Genomic DNA, 17,913 nt, shown 5'->3' on the forward strand with positions numbered 1-17,913 from the left:
AGTAAATATAATGACCATTCGCGTAGGTATTAATGGTTTCGGCCGCATCGGCCGCATGGCTTTTCGCGCCATCGCCAAGGAAGCAGAGTTCAACAACATTGAAGTTGTTGCCATCAATGACTTGCTTGAGCCTGACTACTTGGCCTATATGCTGCAGTATGATTCGGTTCATGGCCGCTTTCAGGGTGAAGTCAAGGTCGAGGGCAATGATCTCGTCGTCAACGGCAAGAGTATCCGCCTGACCGCCGAACGCGATCCTGCGAATCTCAAGTGGGGCGATGTAAACGTAGATGTAGTCATTGAATCTACCGGCTTTTTCCTGACGGGCGAGACCTGTCAGAAGCATCTGGACGCCGGCGCCAAAAAAGTGGTGCAGTCTGCGCCTTCCAAGGATGACACCCCGATGTTTGTTTACGGGGTGAATCACAGCAAGTATGCCGGTGAAAAAATCGTTTCGGCGGCTTCTTGCACCACCAACTGTCTGGCGCCCATCGCCAAGGTGCTGAATGATCACTTTGGTATCAAACGTGGCCTGATGAGCACGGTGCATGCTACAACCGCGACTCAGAAAACCGTTGATGGTCCTTCTGCCAAAGACTGGCGCGGTGGCCGTGGCATTCTCGAAAACATCATTCCTTCCTCTACGGGTGCTGCCAAGGCCGTAGGCAAGGTTATTCCTGAATTGAACAAAAAGCTGACCGGTATGTCTTTCCGGGTGCCTACTTCTGACGTTTCGGTGGTTGACCTCACTGCTGAGCTGAACAAGGAAACCAGCTACGAAGAAATCTGCAAGGCTATGAAAGCAGCCAGCGAAGGTCCGCTCAAAGGCGTCCTCGGCTATACCGAAGCCTCAGTGGTTTCCACCGACTTCCGTGGCTATCCGACCCCGTCCATTTTTGACGCTGGTGCCGGCCTGCAGCTGGATCCGACTTTCGTCAAGGTAGTGTCCTGGTATGACAATGAATATGGTTATACCTGCAACATGATGCGTTTCGTCAAGCACGTCGCCAGTCACTGATTATCACTACAAACTGGAGATGCCATCATGCATGTTCTGACCTTTGAAGACCTGTGCAAGCGTGGCCTAGCACAAGGCAAGCGGGTTTTTATCCGCGCTGATCTCAATGTTCCCCTGAGTAAGGAAGGGGCAATTGCCGATGACACCCGGGTGCGCGCTTCTGCACCTGCGGTCCAAATGGCTTTGGATGCCGGTGCTGGCGTCATGATCACCTCGCACCTGGGTCGTCCCACGGAAGGTGAATTCAAACCCGAAGACTCTCTGGCACCGGTGGCCAAGCGACTTTCCGAGCTGCTCGGTCGCCCAGTCCGTCTGCAAGCGGACTGGGTGGACGGTGGTTTCGAGGTCCAGCCCGGTGATGTGGTCATGCTCGAAAACTGCCGCATCAACAAGGGCGAAAAGAAAGATGACGATACTTTGGCGCAGAAATACGGAAAACTCTGCGACATTTTCGTCAATGATGCTTTCGGTACCGCCCATCGCGCCGAAGCCAGTACCCATGGTATTGCCAAGTATGCCCCGACTGCTTGTGCTGGCCCCCTGCTGGTGGGTGAACTGGATGCGCTCGGCAAGGCCTTGCAGAATCCCAAACGACCACTGGTCGCCATTGTGGCGGGCTCAAAGGTATCCACCAAGCTCACCATTCTCAAATCACTGGCCGACAAGGTAGATCAGCTGGTAGTAGGCGGTGGTATTGCCAATACCTTCATTCTTGCCGAAGGCTATGGAGTGGGTAAATCGCTCTGCGAGGCTGATCTGGTTCCCGAGGCAAAAGCCATCATTGCTGCCGCCAAAGCCAAGGGTGGCGTGGTTCCCCTGCCTACAGACGTAGTTGTTGCCAAGGAATTTTCGGCCACGGCACCGGCTCGCACGTGTGCGGTAGCCGACATTGCCGAAGATGACATGGTTCTGGATATCGGTCCGGATACCGCCAAGGCGTTGGGCGAGATTCTCAGAAAAGCGGGGACCATCGTCTGGAACGGTCCGGTAGGCGTCTTTGAGTTTGAAAATTTCGCGGGTGGAACCAAGGCCATTGCCCAGGCTGTCTCCGAAAGCACGGCATTTTCCATTGCCGGTGGTGGCGATACCATCGCGGCCATCAACCAGTTCCACATTGAAGACAAAGTTTCTTACATCAGCACCGGTGGTGGTGCCTTTCTGGAATTTCTGGAAGGCAAAACCTTACCGGCCGTTGCCATACTTGAAGAACGTGCACGAGGTAACAACACTTGATACGCCGGACGAAAATCGTCGCAACCCTAGGCCCTGCCAGTTCTGATGTGCAGGTCATCGATCGTCTGATCGAGGCGGGCGTCGATGTCGTCCGCCTCAATTTTTCTCATGGTTCCCCCGAAGACCATGTGCAAAGAGCGGAAATGGTGCGCGAACGGGCACGTGCCCATGGTCGCGCCATTGGGGTTCTGGCCGATTTGCAGGGCCCGAAAATCCGCATCGGCAAATTTGCCGATGGCAAAATTCATCTGAAAGAAGGCGATTCCTTCATTCTGGATATTCACTGCAGCATGGGAGATCAAACCCGGGTGGGGGTGACTTATCCACAGCTGGTCAGCGATGTGGATCGTGGTGCCACACTTCTGCTTAATGATGGCATGATTGTGCTCTGGGTCGAGAAGGTTCAGGGCGGCGAAATTCATACCCGGGTAGTACAGGGGGGTGAATTGTCCAACAGCAAGGGGATCAACCGCGCCGGTGGTGGTCTGACCGCGCCGGCTCTGACCGACAAGGATCGGGCCGACATCATCACGGCCGCCCAACTGGAAGCCGATTATCTGGCGGTTTCCTTTCCGCGCAGTGCGGCAGATATGGACGAAGCACGCCGCCTGTTCCGTGAAGCCGGAGGGCATGGTGCCCTGATTGCCAAAATCGAACGTGCCGAAGCGGTCGATGCGATTGAAGAGATTTTGGCGGTATCCGAAGGCATCATGGTGGCCCGGGGAGATCTCGGGGTGGAAATCGGCGATGCAGCCGTTCCTCCGGTGCAGAAGCGAATTATCGCCCTGGCCCAAAAACATAATCGCCTGAGTATCACTGCCACCCAAATGATGGAATCCATGATTCATCAGCCCATACCCACTCGTGCCGAAGTTTCCGACGTGGCGAATGCGGTTCTGGATGGTACGGATGCGGTCATGTTGTCGGCAGAAACGGCGAGCGGCGCTTATCCGGTAGAGGCCGTGGCGGCGATGGACCGTACCTGTCGCGAAGCTGAACGGCATGCCCCCAGCACCAACACCCTGCAGATTATTGATCGCCCGCTTGCCGGAGTGGATGAAACCATCGCAGCCGCCGCGCTTCTAGCTACCCTGCGCTCATCTATTGCCGCCATTGCCGCCTTTACGGAAAGTGGCTCTACGGCATTGTGGTTATCGCGGGCTAATCCCAAGGTGCCCATTTATGCGTTGACGCCCCAGGTGTATACCCGCCGTAAGGTGACTTTGTACCGGGGCGTTCATCCGGTGAATTTTCCACAAAACCGTCATGATGATCCTGTGCAGGTGATGCGCGCCGCCGAAGATGAGCTGCGCCGTCGTGGTGCAGTACGCGACGGAGACCTGATGTTGATTACCATTGGTGAGCCCATTGGCTCTCCGGGTGGAACCAATACCCTGAAACTGGTCCGTGTGGGAGACCTCACCCATCGCGGCTAGACAGAAACATACGAACCGGACTGATGACGGGCGGCTTGCAGTTTGCTTACCCCGTCTATAGGATTGATTAAAAACCAACCATTTTTCATTCACGTTTAGGAGAAGTGCTATGGCCCTCGTTTCACTGCGCCAGCTTTTGGATCACGCTGCAGAACACAGCTACGGAATTCCCGCATTTAATGTCAACAACCTGGAACAGGTTCGTGCCATCATGGAAGCCGCCGCTGCTGTTGATGCGCCGGTTATCCTGCAGGCCTCTGCGGGTGCCCGCAAGTATGCGGGTGAACCCTTCCTGCGCCACCTCATTTTGGCGGCCATCGAAGAATACCCTGATATTCCCGTCGTGCTCCATCAGGATCACGGTGCCAGCCCGGCCGTTTGTATTCAGGCCATCCGCTCCGGATTCTCCAGCGTCATGATGGACGGCTCGCTGATGGAAGATGCCAAAACGCCGGCCAGCTACGATTACAACACCGCCGTCACTGCCAAAGTGGTTGAAATGGCTCATGCTGTAGGCGTTTCTGTGGAAGGTGAACTGGGTTGTCTGGGATCCCTGGAAACCGGCATGGCTGGTGAAGAAGATGGAGTGGGCGCCGAAGGTTGCCTGACCCACGACCAGATGCTGACCGATCCGGAAGAAGCCGCCCAATTTGTGAAGGCCACCAAGCTCGATGCCCTGGCTATCGCCATCGGCACCAGCCATGGCGCCTACAAATTTACCCAGCCGCCAACCGGCAAGGTACTGCGTATTGACCGGATCAAGGAAATTCACGCCCGTATTCCCGATACCCATCTGGTCATGCACGGCTCCAGTTCCGTGCCCCAGGAATGGCTGAAAATCATCCACGAATTTGGTGGTGACATTGGCGAAACCTATGGCGTGCCCGTCGAAGAAATTCAGGAAGGCATCAAAAATGGTGTGCGCAAGGTCAATATCGACACCGACCTGCGTCTGGCCGCCACGGGTGCTGTTCGCCAGAGCCTTTACAAAAACCCGAAGAACTTCGATCCCCGCAAGTTCCTCACCGCTTCTCTGGATGCCATGCGCGACATCTGCCGTCAGCGTTTCGAAGCCTTCGGTACGGCTGGCAATGCCAGCAAGATCAAGGTGATTCAGCTGGACGACATGTTCAAGCGCTACAAGAAAGGTGAACTGGATCCCCGCGTCACTGGTCTCTGAAACGATTCCAGTTTTTGCAAACGGCGAGGGCGCACAGCGCTCTCGCCCTGTTTTGGAGGCCGTATGACACAATTCAAGATTTCACCCTCCATTCTCTCCGCTGACTTTGCCCGCCTGGGTGAAGAAGTGCGGGCAGTGGATGAAGCCGGCGCCGACTATATTCATATCGACGTCATGGACAACCATTTTGTACCCAACCTGACTATTGGACCGCTGGTCGCTGCGGCTATCAAACCCCATACCCAGAAGCCTCTGGATGTGCATTTGATGATTGCCCCGGTGGATGCCATCATTCCCGAGTTTGCCAAGGCCGGTGCCAACATCATCACCGTGCATCCGGAAGCAACCATTCATCTCGATCGTACCATTCAGTTGATCCACAGCCTCGGTTGCAAGGCCGGCGTATCCCTCAATCCCGGAACTCCCCTGGATGTGCTGGACTACGTTCTGGAAAACCTGGACCTGGTACTGGTCATGAGCGTCAACCCCGGTTTTGGTGGTCAAAGTTTCATTGACTACACCCTGCGTAAGATCGAAGCCATCCGCAAGCGCATTGACGCTACCGGCAAGCATATTGAACTGGAAGTAGATGGCGGCGTTAAAGTCGACAACGTGCGCCGGGTTGCCGATGCCGGTGCCGATGTATTCGTAGCCGGCAGCGCCATTTATAATACTCCGGACTATAAAGCCACCATTGCGGCTTTCCGCAAGGCATTGGCGGGTTAAATGACGGTGCAACTGAGCGTCAGCGCGCCATTCACTGCACGGGTGGTACTGCTGGATCTGGACGGTACGCTCATTGATACCGCTCCGGATCTGGCCGGAGCGGCCAACCATGCTCTCCATAAGCTCGGGCGACAGCCTGCCGAAATGCCGGTCATTCGCGGCTTCATCGGTAATGGCGTACGTGAACTGATGCGTCGGGCACTGTGTATTCAGCAGGAACCCAGCGAAGCAGAACTGGACGCCGCCATGGTCGATTTCAGTCAGTACTATGGGGACCATCTGCTGGACCATAGTCAGATTTATCCGGGCGTAGGCGATACGCTCAAAGCCCTTCAGGCTCAAGGCCGGGAGCTGGTCTGCATCACCAACAAGGCCAAGGCTTTTACCGAACCCCTGTTAAAACGCCTGGAGTTATACGACTTTTTTGGCCTGGTCCTGTCTGGTGACAGCCTCCCCAAAAAAAAGCCGGATCCATTGCAACTCCTGCATACTGCCGCCCACTTTCATCAACCGGTAGGTGACTGTTTGTTGGTCGGAGATTCCTGCAATGATACTCAGGCAGCCCGCGCAGCAAGCATGCCCGTAGCTTGTGTAACCTATGGATATCATGGTGACGAACCCGTACACACGCTCAATCCCGATGCGGTACTGGACAATATGAGTGAATTATTGGATATTCTCGCCTGACACAGGAGTAACGGAAATTATGCGGAAATTGGAACGTGCGGGAAATCGATGGCGTCGCTGCTGAAAAGCAGTACCCTTCTTTTCATCGTTCCAACGAGGTGATCCGTGATTTCTGAAGCCACTTTTGCTGCTCTGGCAAGCCAGGGCTATAACCGCGTACCCCTTTCCCGCGAGGTCATTGCCGACCTCGACACCCCCCTTTCCGCCTATCTGAAACTGGTAGATGGTCCCTATGCCTATCTACTCGAATCCGTTCAGGGCGGTGAAAAATGGGGGCGTTACTCCATCATCGGTCTCCCTGCCCGGCAGATCATCCGCGTGCATCATGGGTTGGTGACTGTCCACAATGAGGGTATCGAAACGGAGCGGGCCCAGCCGCAAGACCCGCTCGAATGGATCAGCGCGTTTCGCGCGCGCTTTCGGGTCGCCCCCCTGGAAGAAGCCATTGATGACCGCTTCAGTGGTGGGCTGGTCGGTTACTTCGGATATGATATTGTTCGCTATATCGAGCCGCGTCTGGCCCGTAGCGCAACACTTCCTGACCCGCTCGATCTGCCGGAAATCCAGTTGCTGGTGGCCGATGAGCTGCTGATTTTTGACAATTTGCGCGGAACCATCCGTCTTCTGGTGCATGTGGACCCCAGTCAGAACAATGCCTATCACCAAGGTCTTCAGCGCCTGGATGACCTTCAGAAGCGGCTGCGACAAAGCGCCATGCCGCCGCCCCCCCCCGTGCAAACTCGCAGGGTCAGGGAGGAGGACTTCACGGCCAGTTTCAGCCGTGAGGGATACATGGCCGCAGTGGATCACATCAAGGACTACATCGCTGCTGGCGACGTCATGCAAGTCGTACCTTCGCAACGCCTATCCACCGAACTGAGCGCCCATCCGCTGGACCTTTACCGCGCCCTGCGTGGTGTCAACCCTTCTCCCTACATGTTTTATGTAGATTTGGACGACACTTATCTGGTGGGCTCTTCACCCGAAATTCTGGTCCGGGTGGAAGACCAGCAGGTCACCGTACGCCCCATTGCCGGCACCCGTCCCCGAGGCAAAACCCGGGCAGAAGATGAAGCTCTGGAAAAAGAGCTTCTGGCAGACCCCAAAGAACGTGCCGAACATCTCATGCTGATTGATCTGGCCCGCAATGATGTGGGCCGAATTGCCGAAGTCGGTTCGGTCACGCTGACGGATTCCTTTGGTATTGAACGCTACTCCCATGTCATGCACATTGTTTCTCAGGTCACTGGTCGGCTGCGCCCGGAGCTGGATGCCATGGATGCCCTGCGCGCCAGCTTTCCGGCTGGCACCGTATCGGGAGCGCCGAAAATTCGCGCCATGGAAATCATCCGGGAAATCGAACCGGTATCCCGGGCCGTATATGCCGGGGCAGTAGGCTACTGGGGCTGGAATGGCAACATGGATACCTGCATCGCCATCCGTACTGCAGTCATCAAAAACGGCACTCTGCATATTCAGGCCGGAGGGGGCATTGTCGCCGACTCCGAACCCGCGGCAGAGTGGGAAGAAACCATGAACAAGCGCCGCGCCATGTTCCGGGCTGTAGCCCTGGCCGAAAACGGCCTCGACCCCGAAGGGAGGGCAGATCATGTTGCTCATGATTGATAACTACAGACCATGAACGTCTTTCAAACCCACGCGGATATCGTCTCAGACTACGCCACCTACATCCGAAGCTTTCTGAAGATCGAGCAAGCCAAGCTCAATCACCAGATCGTCGCAGTTGCCGATGGATCTCCTCGGCATTTACATTCTGTTGCCGGAGTAATGCCTTGTGCTAAAATATTCTTACCCCGTAAGAGGAGAATGTTGCCATGTTAACAACGGTTTCCGATAAAGGCCAAGTTGTCATTCCGGTGGAAATCCGTCGCCGCTTGGGCATCACCCCCGGCTGTCAACTTGATTTCAGCCTGGAAGGTCATGTCATCCACGCCGAGGTGAAGCGCCAAGTCACTCAAACCACTGCCGAAGACGGCTTTGGCATGCTGGTTTGCACGCGGCCGGGCAAACGCCGTCTTGCCGATTTCGATGTCGCCCTCGCCATGCGGGAAACCAAAGATGATCGCCCTTGATACCAACATTCTGGCACGTTTCTATGTGGCTGACCCGGCTGACCCCGAGGCCGCCAGACAACGTCCGATTGCCCATAGACTCCTGACCGAATCCCCCCAGGTGTTCGTACCCCTGACCGTAATCCTTGAGCTCGAATGGGTCTTGCGCGCCTTTTATGGCTTCGCGGACGAGGATTTCGTCAGGGTCGTCAAACATCTGCTTGGTCTGCCCAACGTCAATGTCGAGGAATGGTCGCGCATCGCCGATGCCTTGGCCTGGCACACAGAGGGGCTGGACTTCGCCGATGCCCTGCACTTGCTGGCCAGCAGCCATTGCACGGAATTCATGAGCTTCGATGACCGTCGATTTGCGCGCCGCGCCAAACGTCTTGGTGTTGCACCTGCAGTCGTTGTACCTGCCAAGTAGCCTACGCTATGTCGTTACCCATCAACATCAACGACCTCCTCAGCTACCCTGGGCCGGATCGCTCGGTGCGGCTGGAGCAACTGCGCACCGGTAGCTGTCTAAATCGCACTTTTTACGGAGAACGCGTAATCTACAGCCCAAATTAAAGCACAGCCCTGCAATAAAGAGGGTATGGAAGGGGCATGATTCGCAAGTGTTTTATGGTAGAATGCATAAAAATCAATAGGATGGTGCAATTATGTTACTCATGATTGATAATTACGATAGTTTTACCTACAACCTGGTGCAGTATTTTGGCGAACTCGGTGCGGAAGTACGGGTAGAACGTAATGACGCCATTGATATTGCCCGCATTGCAAAGCTGGCTCCCAGCCATATCTGCATCTCGCCCGGTCCCTGCACCCCCAATGAAGCGGGTATTTCCATTGCCAGCATTCAGCACTTTGCGGGAAAAATCCCGCTGCTGGGCGTTTGTCTCGGCCATCAGGCTATCGGTCAGGCTTTTGGTGGCAAGGTGATCCGCGCCGACCAGGTGATGCATGGCAAGACATCGCCCATCTATCACAATGGTCAGGGAATCTTCCACGATCTGCCCGATCCCTTTCCCGCCACCCGTTATCATTCCCTGATTGTCGAACGCGACAGCTTGCCGGAGAGTTTGGAAATCACCGCCTGGACGGAAGCGGGAGAAATCATGGGCTTACGTCACCGCGCACTGGCCGTGGAGGGGGTGCAGTTTCATCCTGAGTCCATTCTCAGCGAATGTGGCAAAACCCTCCTCCAGCACTTCTTACAGGGAGAAGCAACCCGATGATGGTCCGCGACATTCTTGAACAAATTGCCGCCGGGCAGGATTTATCCCGAGAGCAAGCCCAGCATGTATTTGCCGGAATCATGGCCGGTGACTGGACGCCTGCGCAAATTGGCGCCCTCCTCATGGGCCTGCGCATGAAAGGACAACGGGTCGAAGAACTGGTTGGTGCCACCCTGGCTCTGCGCGCCTGCATGACCCGGGTAGAAGTTTCCACCGATCATCTGCTCGACACCTGCGGGACCGGCGGAGATGCCCTGAGCACCTTCAATATTTCCACGGTATCCGCCGTCGTCGCAGCAGCGGGGGGAGCTCGGGTAGCCAAGCACGGCAATCGTTCCATGGTCAGCCGCAGCGGCAGCGCCGATGTGCTGGAAGCCGCAGGTTTGCCCATGGATATGACCCCCGAAATGGTGGCTCAAAGCATCGAAAAAATCGGCATCGGCTTCCTGTTTGCTCCAGCGCATCACGGTGCCATGCGCCATGCCGTCGGTCCGCGCAAGGAACTGGCCATTCGCTCCCTGTTCAATTTGATGGGTCCCCTGAGTAACCCGGCGGGGGCCCCGCATCAGGTTCTCGGCGTGTATGCCGAACGCTGGCTGATGCCACTGGCCGAAGCTGCACGGGAACTGGGCTCCCGTCACGTACTGGTGGTTCATGGCCATGACGGTCTGGATGAAATCAGTCTTTCTGCCCCCACAGACATGGCCGAACTGAAGGATGGGGTGATTTCACGCAGCCGTATTCAGCCGGAGGACTTCGGCATTGCGCGCGCGCCGCTTGCCAGCCTGCAAATCAACAGCGTAGCAGAAGCATTGTCGGCCGCCGAAGAAGTCCTGCAAAACCGGGCTGGGCCACGCCTGGATGTGGTTTTACTGAACGCCGGGGCGGCGCTTTATGCGGCAGATGTGGTACCCGATATAGCGGTTGGTGTGGTGTTGGCAAGAGACATATTGAAGTCAGGCGCTGCCTGGAGTAAATGGCAGGAATTACTGGGCAAAAACCAATAAAGGATCCGTATGACGGACATACTCCAGGAAATCATCACCCGCAAATACGCTGAAATCATTGAACGCAAGGCCCGTCTTGGCCTGGCTGAATTGCAGGAATCCGTCGCCCTGAGCGGGCCAGCGCGTGATTTCATCGCTGCCATCCGCAGTAAAATCAGTGCCGGGCAAGCAGCAGTCATCGCCGAAATCAAAAAGGCCTCCCCTTCCGCAGGCATTATCCGGGAAGATTTCAATCCTGTCAGCATTGCCCAGGATTACGCAGCCCACGGCGCGGCCTGTCTGTCGGTGCTGACGGATGAACATTATTTTCAGGGAGCCGACATTTACCTGACGGCTGCCCGGGAAGCCTGCTCCATTCCGGTGCTGAGAAAGGATTTCTGCATTGATCCCTATCAGATCTGGGAAGCACGCGCCATTGGCGCAGATGCCATCCTCCTCATTGTCGCGGCATTGTCTGACGAACAATTGCAAACCCTGGAAGAATCTGCCCACTACCTGGGTATGGCCGTACTGGTCGAAGTACACAACAGCGCAGAACTCCAGCGTGCCCTTAAATTGCACACCCCATTGATTGGCATCAATAATCGCGATCTGCATCGCTTCGTGACCGACATTGAAACCACCCTGCAATTACTCCCACAGGTACCCGGAGACCGCATTGTGGTCACCGAAAGCGGTATTCGCCAGGTTGAGGATGTCCTGCAACTGCGTGCGGCGGACGTCAACGCTTTTCTCGTCGGCGAGGCCTTCATGCGCGAACCGCAACCCGGTGCGGCTTTGAGTAAGCTGTTTGGTTTACATGGCCCGCATATTGTCATCTAATGGTAGGTTGTTGTTCAAAAGCAAAAGGGGGCGACGCATGCAGGCACGCGTACAATGGATGGGCCCGGGTCAAATGAGTTTTGTGGCCAATGCTGACAGTGGTCATGCTGTGGTCATGGATGGATCCGCAGAAATTGGTGGACATAATCTCGGCGCACGTCCCATGGAAATGTTGCTCATGGGTCTTGGTGGTTGTGCGAGCATTGATGTGGTCATGATCCTGCAAAAATCCCGACAGGCCATCCAGCAATGTGTGGTTGAAATTCAGGCCGAACGTACTGATACCGACCCCAAGGTATTCACAAAAATACACCTTCATTTTATGGTATCCGGCAAAGCACTGGATCCCAAGCGAGTAGCACACGCCATCAGCCTGTCGGCGGAAAAATACTGTTCAGCCAGCGTCATGCTGGGGAAAACAGCGGAAATCACCCACGACTTTACAGTCGTCGACGAATCCTGAGGATGTTTTCATGCTACTGAGTAAAACCAGCGAATATGCTTTACAAGCATTAATTTATCTTGCCGCCCAACCGGAGGGCGAACCGGTACTTAGCCGGGATATTTCCGATTATCTGCGGGTTCCGGCCCAATATCTGGCAAAAATCCTTCAGGACCTGGCCAAGCGCGGGGTACTGGATTCTTTCAAGGGCCGTGGTGGTGGCTTTGTGCTGAGGCCGGGGGCAGACCAGATGAACATTCTGGATATTGTCGAAGTGGTTGAAGGTCAACCCTTCGGCCAGGGTTGCGTACTGGGACTCAAAGCCTGCGCCGACGAAACCGCCTGCCCGGTCCACTATCAGTGGAAGCCCCTGAAAGCCGAAGTCGTGGGTCTGCTCGGCAAGCAAACCATTGGCAGTATGGCTGAAGCCGTGCGTGCCGGTCGTTATCGTATCCACCTGCCGGGGGGTTCAGAACTACATATCCGGCCGATGGCAACCAAGCACCCGGTATCCTGAGTAATCGGGGCGCTTAAATCCAGAGTGCCCCGTGCGTCAGCACCTTGGAGAACATCCCCATGGCTACCCGCACCGGCATGGGCAGTTTCCCGGCACCCAGGGATTCTGCAGTCTCGGCATGTCCCACTTCATCATCCCGCATCTGCGCGACCACTGCCCGACTGCGATCATCATCTGCTGGCAAGGCATCCAGGTGCTCGTTCAGATGCTCTTCCACCTGATTTTCCACAGCCACTACCAGACCGAGATTAGCTGCACGACCCTGGCGGGCGGCCAGAAAGCCCATGCTCCAGCCAGCTCCGTACCAAAGAGGGGATAGAAGGCTGGGACGACTGTTAAGTTCTTGCAGTCGAGTCTGGCACCAGCGCAGATGATCTTCTTCTTCGCTGCGGGCGTGTTCCAGCTGGGCACGCAGTTGCGGATCACTGGTACCTGCCGACTGTCCCGTATACAGGGCCTGCGCCATCACCTCACCGGCATGGTTGACTCGCATCATCCGTCCTGCCTCATGACGTTCCCAGGGACGCAGCAAGGTGTCGGGCACCGCCCGGCCGGGATAGGGACGATTACTCCCGATGTGCTGACCGGTCAGGGTTCGCAGGGCATTATCCAGATTGGCGACCAGCAAATCGCTGAGCATGATTTCTCCGTACGCTGTTTGTAAAAGCTGATTCGGGTATGATGTCCCTGAGCAGAGAAAGGGTCAACGCTTATGGAAGAAGGTTTCTATCAACGGCATATGTTTATTTGCCTGAATCATCGCGACAATGGTGAACAGTCCTGCAACAACAGCGGACTGGCCGACGAAATGTTTCATCTGGCCAAGAAACACGCCAAATCCCTGGGTATTCATGGTGATCATCAGGTCCGCGTCAATCGCTGCGGCTGCCTGGGACGCTGCCAGGAAGGCCCGGTAGCTGTCGTTTATCCGGAAGCAGTCTGGTACACCTTTGTCGATGGTGATGATGTGCGGGAAATTGTCGAATCCCACCTGCGCGACGGGGTTCCCGTAGACAGGTTGCGCATCTGATGCTGCCTATAGATCGCAGCCATCTGTATGACGGGGGCGAGCTGGCGGGTCTGGAGTGCGTCGGCGAGAAAGTCATCATTCCCGGCCCGGCAGGTGATCTGGAAGGCCTCACGGCTTGTCCTGAAAAGGAAACCCGGGGCGCAGTGGCCGTCATTCTCCACCCGCACCCGCTTTATGGCGGCACCCTGCACAACAAGGTGGTTCACTATCTCAGCAGAACCTTCAACCTGCTGGGTATTCCCTCCCTGCGCTTCAATTTTCGGGGCGTCGGAGAAAGCGCCGGCAGTTATGACGATGGCCGTGGGGAAACAGAAGACTGCCTGGCCGTTCTGAATTGGGTGCAGGAAAGACGTCCGGGGTTTGATATCTGGCTGACTGGCTTTTCTTTTGGTGCTTACGTGGCCTATCGGGCCGTACATCGCCATCCGCAGATCACCCGCCTGTTGACAGTGGCCCCACCTGTCAATCTTTTCGACTTCCAGCACCTGTCGCCACCCCGTTGTCCCTGGACCCTGATTCAGGGTGAGCAGGACGAGTTAGTACCCGCAACCAACGTCAAACAGTGGGTAGCAGCCTTACCCGTCAACCCCGTAACCCTTCTGCTTCCTGCTGATCATTTTTTTCATGGTCAACTCAACACCCTGCAGACAGCGCTGCTGCAATCCCTTGAGGACGAAGTGGCCAAGATGCGCTATACGGGAACAAGCCCCTGTGTTGAATCCCGCTTTTCTTGAACTGAAACATCTGCACAAGCAGTACGCTCAGCGCGAAGTCTTGCGGGGGGTAGAATTCTCCATTCCTGCGGGTAGTTGTTATGCCCTGGTAGGACCCAATGGCGCGGGCAAAAGCACTACCGTACGGGCTATCCAGGGGCTGACACCTTTGGATGGTGGAGAAATCCGCATTGATGGACAGGCACTTTCCACATTGGGGGCAGCGGGCCGCGCCAGAATCGGCGTAGTTCCGCAAATGGACAACCTCGACCCGGATTTTACCGTAGAAGAAAACCTCTGGACCTACGGACGCTATTTTCGTCTTCCCAAAACCAGAATCCGTCAACGCAGTGCGGAATTGCTGGAATTCATGGCCCTGAGCGGCTATGCCCGGCAACCTATTTCCGCCCTGTCCGGTGGCATGCAGCGCCGCCTCACCATTGCCCGCGCGCTCATCAACGCTCCGCAGCTCCTGCTGCTGGATGAACCGACCACCGGACTCGATCCGCAGGCACGGCACCTGATCTGGCAACGCCTGCGGGATTTACGACGCCAGGGTACCACCCTGTTGCTCACCACCCATTACATGGACGAGGCGGAACGACTTGCTGATCAGGTCGGCATTATTGATCAGGGTCGCATTCTGGCGCAGGACACCCCAAGAGGTCTGATTGAATCGCATATTCCTGGAGAAGTCATGGAGTTGCGCCGCCTGGATGGCCGCACTCCGGATCCCGAAAACTGGCATCAACAGCAGGTGGCGCTCAGCGAAAGAGTCGGCGATACCCTCATTTGTTATGGGCAGGACCTGCAGCAAGTGATGGCGCATTTTGTCCATAATCCAGATTACCGATGGTTGCAGCGTCCCGCCAGCCTCGAAGACGTATTTTTAAGACTCACAGGCCGCAATTTGCGTGAGGAAGAGCACTAATGTCCTGGCAAGATGCCATTCCCAATCCCGGAGCCTTGGCGGTGGTACAGCGCAATTTCGGGGTATGGCGGAAACTCCTGCTCCCCAGCATGCTTGGCAATTTCGGTGATCCATTACTGTATTTATTGGCTTTGGGTTATGGACTCGGGCATTTTGTCGGACACATGGACGGGATGCCCTACATCACCTTCATTGCCTCGGGCATTGTCGCCAGCAGTGTCATGAATACTGCGAGTTTTGAGGGATTATATTCGGCTTTTACCCGGATGAGCGCCCAACATACTTATGCCGCCATGCTGGCCACACCCCTACGAGTCAGTGACATTCTTGCCGGCGAGGTGCTCTGGGCCGCCATCAAAGGCCTGATCAGCGCTGTGGCCATTATCATCGTGGCCAGCTTTTTCGGAGCCATTCAGGGGCCCTGGGTATGGCTGAGCATTCCGGTCATTCTGCTGTCGGGATTAAGCTTTGGCAGCCTCGCTCTGGTCATGACCGCCATGGCCCGCAGTTATGATTTTTTCATGTACTACTTCACCCTGGCTGTCACCCCCATGTTTTTATTTTGCGGGGTATTTTACCCTTTGCACTCGCTTCCCGCCTTTGCCCAGGATATTGCCCAGGTATTACCGCTTACCCATGCGGTAGCTTTGTTGCGCCCACTATTGACCGGACAACTCCCCCAACAAGTACCTTACCATCTCGGCGTTCTACTGCTTTATACCGTAATTCCCTACCTGATCGCCTGGCGTTTACTGGTCCGGCGCCTGTTGCGCTGAACCGTTAAGTTGCTCATTGACAACAGCTTGTGCGCTTATAGCCATATTGACTATAGAATTAGAATAATTAAATATACAAATGTAATCTAAATGAGGAGAGAGCGTATGAAACCCATTGTTGAATGCTTTTTTGATGAAGCCACTTTCACTGCCAGCTATTTGGTCAAAGAGCCCGAAGGTCGTTCTTGCGCCATTATTGACCCGGTCCTGGATTTTGATTATGCCAGCGGGCGTACTTCGCACAGTTCGGCTGACACACTCCTGGCGCGCGTTCGCGAGGAAAATCTACAGGTTGAATGGATACTGGATACCCATGCCCACGCCGACCACCTCAGTGCGGCGCACTTTCTCCGCAAGGAACTCGACAGCAAAATAGGCATCGGGGCCCACATCACCCAGGTTCAGAAAACCTTTGCCCAGCTCTACAACGAGTCCGATCAGGTTCCTCAGGATGGCAGACAGTTTGACCATCTCTTTGCAGATGGAGAAACATTCACCATCGGCAACCTGTCCGTCCAGGTCATGCATACGCCCGGCCACACGCCCGCTTGCCTGACTTACGTCATCGGCGACGCCGCCTTTGTCGGAGACACCCTGTTCATGCCCGATTACGGTTCTGCCCGTTGCGATTTTCCCGGTGGCAGTGCCGAGACACTGTACCATTCAGTTCAGCGCATATTTGCGCTTCCGGAGGAAACACGTCTGTTTTTTTGCCACGATTACAAGGCACCGGGACGTGAAGAATACCGCTGGGAGAGTACGGTCGCTGAGGAAAAAGCCCACAACATCCACTTGGGCAATAATCGGAGTCTGGCCGATTTTGTCGCACTGCGCCAAAAAAGGGATGCAACCCTGACCATGCCCAAACTAATTTTGCCCGCTCTTCAGGTCAACATCCGCGCCGGCGAACTCCCCCCGAAGGAGGATAACGGCATAGCCTATCTCCGCATTCCTCTCAATGCGGTTTAATCCCCCAGCCAAATGGAGAAATTCTGATGCAACATGCATGGCTCATGGGTTTTCTTGGGGGCTTGATGATTGGCACTGCGGCCTTGACCTTTCTGGTGGTCAACGGTCGCATTATGGGCGTCAGCGGCCTTATTGGCGGCCTTATTGATCGTTCTGGTTGGGGAAACGGGTGGGAACGGATCGTCTTCCTGTTCGGCTTATTCATTTTTCCGGCTCTCTGGGTCCGCTTTGTTGCACCGGTCGAAACCAACGTCACCCGTAACCTCAGCCTGATCACCATCGCCGGCCTGTTGGTTGGGATTGGAAGTCGTCTGGCCAATGGTTGCACCTCTGGACATGGTGTCTGCGGGATCTCGCGCTTTTCCATACGCAGCATTTTCGCGACGGCGGTTTATTTATTGAGTGGGGTAATAGCCATCTCTATTTTCCGGCAGCTTTTGGGGGTGATTTAATGTTACGACTGATCAGCGCCCTGTTTGCAGGATCCCTTTTTGGCCTGGGATTGATTGTCTCTGATATGGTCAATGCCGATCGTGTCCAGGGCTGGATGGATGTTCTGGGTAATTGGGATCCGACCCTCGCCTTTGTTCTCGGAGGTGCCATTCTGCCCATGCTCCTCGCATGGCCCTTAAGTGCCCGTCGTGGTAAAGCCCTGCTGGGCAACACCCTGCCGGGCCCGGCCTCAGTCCGTATTGATTGGGAACTATTTTTAGGGGCTGCCTTATTTGGTGCCGGATGGGCGCTGGTTGGTCTTTGTCCCGGACCGGCCGTAGCTGGATTAGGCCTGAATGGAACCAGTGGCATCGTGTTCTTGCTGGCCATGGGACTGGGAATGTATCTCACCCCTCATTTGCGGCGACGCTTCCAAAAACCCGCTATGGCTTGACATCAGCATCTGTAAACGCTTTAATTCGCCGTTCGTGGCGCTTTAGCTCAGTCGGTTAGAGCAGCGGAATCATAATCCGCGTGTCCGGGGTTCGAATCCCTGAAGCGCCACCAAATAAAATAAGGGCTTAGACTTCGGTCTGGGCCTTTTTGTTGCTTTCTTTGTCATGCCTGGCAGCAGAATCGTCAAAGTCCTCATTTGAAAATCTCCAGCCATTCTGATGAGTT

General features: G+C 55.5%; 22 protein-coding genes and 1 tRNA gene. 22 read left to right on the plus strand and 1 reads right to left on the minus strand.

Going from position 1 to position 17,913, the window contains the following annotated elements:
* The first annotated feature begins 10 nt into the window (after positions 1–10).
* From gap to HAP95_RS10745, 14 genes are all read left to right on the plus strand, one after another.
* Positions 11–1,018 carry a type I glyceraldehyde-3-phosphate dehydrogenase gene (gene gap, locus HAP95_RS10680; protein ID WP_215884204.1) on the plus strand — a complete coding sequence of 336 codons (1,008 nt, stop codon included), beginning with the start codon at positions 11–13 and terminating at the stop codon, positions 1,016–1,018.
* Positions 1,019–1,045: 27 nt separating this feature from the next.
* Complete coding sequence (locus tag HAP95_RS10685; RefSeq protein ID WP_215884205.1) at positions 1,046–2,251, plus strand: phosphoglycerate kinase; 1,206 nt, start codon at positions 1,046–1,048, stop codon at positions 2,249–2,251.
* On the plus strand, positions 2,248–3,687 hold the full coding sequence (gene pyk, locus HAP95_RS10690) for a pyruvate kinase (protein ID WP_215884206.1): 1,440 nt from the start codon (positions 2,248–2,250) through the stop codon (positions 3,685–3,687). The genes HAP95_RS10685 and pyk overlap by 4 nt, the downstream gene beginning before the upstream one ends.
* Positions 3,688–3,796: 109 nt before the next feature.
* A complete protein-coding gene (fba, locus tag HAP95_RS10695; protein ID WP_215862499.1) occupies positions 3,797–4,867 on the plus strand; it encodes a class II fructose-bisphosphate aldolase in 1,071 nt (356 codons plus the stop codon).
* A gap of 63 nt (positions 4,868–4,930) precedes the next feature.
* Complete coding sequence (gene rpe / locus HAP95_RS10700) at positions 4,931–5,593, plus strand: ribulose-phosphate 3-epimerase (RefSeq protein WP_215884207.1); 663 nt, start codon at positions 4,931–4,933, stop codon at positions 5,591–5,593.
* Positions 5,594–6,280: a phosphoglycolate phosphatase gene (locus tag HAP95_RS10705; RefSeq protein ID WP_215884208.1), complete on the plus strand. Its 687-nt coding sequence runs from the start codon at positions 5,594–5,596 to the stop codon at positions 6,278–6,280. It begins immediately after the preceding gene.
* A 105-nt stretch (positions 6,281–6,385) separates the two neighbouring features.
* Positions 6,386–7,906, plus strand: a complete 1,521-nt coding sequence (gene trpE / locus HAP95_RS10710) for an anthranilate synthase component I (protein ID WP_215884209.1) — start codon at positions 6,386–6,388, stop codon at positions 7,904–7,906.
* A 209-nt stretch (positions 7,907–8,115) separates the two neighbouring features.
* Positions 8,116–8,373 carry an AbrB/MazE/SpoVT family DNA-binding domain-containing protein gene (locus HAP95_RS10715; RefSeq protein WP_215884210.1) on the plus strand — a complete coding sequence of 86 codons (258 nt, stop codon included), beginning with the start codon at positions 8,116–8,118 and terminating at the stop codon, positions 8,371–8,373.
* Positions 8,360–8,779: a type II toxin-antitoxin system VapC family toxin gene (locus HAP95_RS10720; protein WP_215884211.1), complete on the plus strand. Its 420-nt coding sequence runs from the start codon at positions 8,360–8,362 to the stop codon at positions 8,777–8,779. The genes HAP95_RS10715 and HAP95_RS10720 overlap by 14 nt, the downstream gene beginning before the upstream one ends.
* Before the next feature lie 238 nt (positions 8,780–9,017).
* Positions 9,018–9,593: an anthranilate synthase component II gene (locus HAP95_RS10725; RefSeq protein WP_215884212.1), complete on the plus strand. Its 576-nt coding sequence runs from the start codon at positions 9,018–9,020 to the stop codon at positions 9,591–9,593.
* Positions 9,590–10,600 carry an anthranilate phosphoribosyltransferase gene (gene trpD, locus HAP95_RS10730; protein WP_215884213.1) on the plus strand — a complete coding sequence of 337 codons (1,011 nt, stop codon included), beginning with the start codon at positions 9,590–9,592 and terminating at the stop codon, positions 10,598–10,600. Before HAP95_RS10725 ends, trpD begins: the two co-directional genes overlap by 4 nt.
* Positions 10,601–10,609: 9 nt before the next feature.
* The gene (gene trpC, locus HAP95_RS10735) at positions 10,610–11,422 is read left to right on the plus strand and encodes an indole-3-glycerol phosphate synthase TrpC (RefSeq protein ID WP_215884214.1); all 813 of its coding nucleotides are present in this window, start codon (positions 10,610–10,612) and stop codon (positions 11,420–11,422) included.
* 37 nt (positions 11,423–11,459) lie between these two features.
* Entirely contained in the window at positions 11,460–11,885 is a 426-nt protein-coding gene (locus HAP95_RS10740) for an OsmC family protein (protein ID WP_215884215.1), read from the plus strand.
* 10 nt (positions 11,886–11,895) lie between these two features.
* The gene (locus HAP95_RS10745) at positions 11,896–12,381 is read left to right on the plus strand and encodes an RrF2 family transcriptional regulator (protein ID WP_215884216.1); all 486 of its coding nucleotides are present in this window, start codon (positions 11,896–11,898) and stop codon (positions 12,379–12,381) included.
* A 13-nt stretch (positions 12,382–12,394) separates the two neighbouring features.
* Here HAP95_RS10745 and coq7 read toward each other — a convergent pair whose 3' ends face one another.
* A complete protein-coding gene (gene coq7 / locus HAP95_RS10750) occupies positions 12,395–13,021 on the minus strand; it encodes a 2-polyprenyl-3-methyl-6-methoxy-1,4-benzoquinone monooxygenase (protein WP_215884217.1) in 627 nt (208 codons plus the stop codon).
* A 72-nt stretch (positions 13,022–13,093) separates the two neighbouring features.
* Here coq7 and HAP95_RS10755 point away from each other — a divergent pair, with 72 nt between their 5' ends.
* The 8 genes from HAP95_RS10755 to HAP95_RS10790 all read left to right on the plus strand — a co-directional run bounded on the left by HAP95_RS10755 (position 13,094) and on the right by HAP95_RS10790 (position 17,799).
* The gene (locus HAP95_RS10755) at positions 13,094–13,411 is read left to right on the plus strand and encodes a (2Fe-2S) ferredoxin domain-containing protein (RefSeq protein ID WP_193650344.1); all 318 of its coding nucleotides are present in this window, start codon (positions 13,094–13,096) and stop codon (positions 13,409–13,411) included.
* Positions 13,411–14,145, plus strand: a complete 735-nt coding sequence (locus HAP95_RS10760) for an alpha/beta hydrolase (protein ID WP_215884218.1) — start codon at positions 13,411–13,413, stop codon at positions 14,143–14,145. The genes HAP95_RS10755 and HAP95_RS10760 overlap by 1 nt, the downstream gene beginning before the upstream one ends.
* Complete coding sequence (locus HAP95_RS10765; RefSeq protein WP_368356580.1) at positions 14,123–15,055, plus strand: ATP-binding cassette domain-containing protein; 933 nt, start codon at positions 14,123–14,125, stop codon at positions 15,053–15,055. The genes HAP95_RS10760 and HAP95_RS10765 overlap by 23 nt, the downstream gene beginning before the upstream one ends.
* Entirely contained in the window at positions 15,055–15,831 is a 777-nt protein-coding gene (locus HAP95_RS10770) for an ABC transporter permease (protein WP_215884219.1), read from the plus strand. The genes HAP95_RS10765 and HAP95_RS10770 overlap by 1 nt, the downstream gene beginning before the upstream one ends.
* 105 nt (positions 15,832–15,936) lie before the next feature.
* Positions 15,937–16,800 carry an MBL fold metallo-hydrolase gene (locus HAP95_RS10775; RefSeq protein ID WP_215884220.1) on the plus strand — a complete coding sequence of 288 codons (864 nt, stop codon included), beginning with the start codon at positions 15,937–15,939 and terminating at the stop codon, positions 16,798–16,800.
* A gap of 26 nt (positions 16,801–16,826) precedes the next feature.
* Positions 16,827–17,252, plus strand: coding sequence for a YeeE/YedE family protein (locus HAP95_RS10780; protein WP_215884221.1), 426 nt, complete (start codon positions 16,827–16,829; stop codon positions 17,250–17,252).
* A complete protein-coding gene (locus HAP95_RS10785) occupies positions 17,252–17,686 on the plus strand; it encodes a DUF6691 family protein (protein ID WP_215884222.1) in 435 nt (144 codons plus the stop codon). The genes HAP95_RS10780 and HAP95_RS10785 overlap by 1 nt, the downstream gene beginning before the upstream one ends.
* Positions 17,687–17,722: 36 nt before the next feature.
* Positions 17,723–17,799: transfer RNA gene (locus tag HAP95_RS10790), tRNA-Met, on the plus strand.
* Positions 17,800–17,913 lie beyond the last annotated feature (114 nt).

Source organism: Acidithiobacillus sulfurivorans (genome assembly GCF_018853815.1).
Taxonomy (GTDB): Bacteria; Pseudomonadota; Gammaproteobacteria; order Acidithiobacillales; family Acidithiobacillaceae; genus Acidithiobacillus; species Acidithiobacillus sulfurivorans.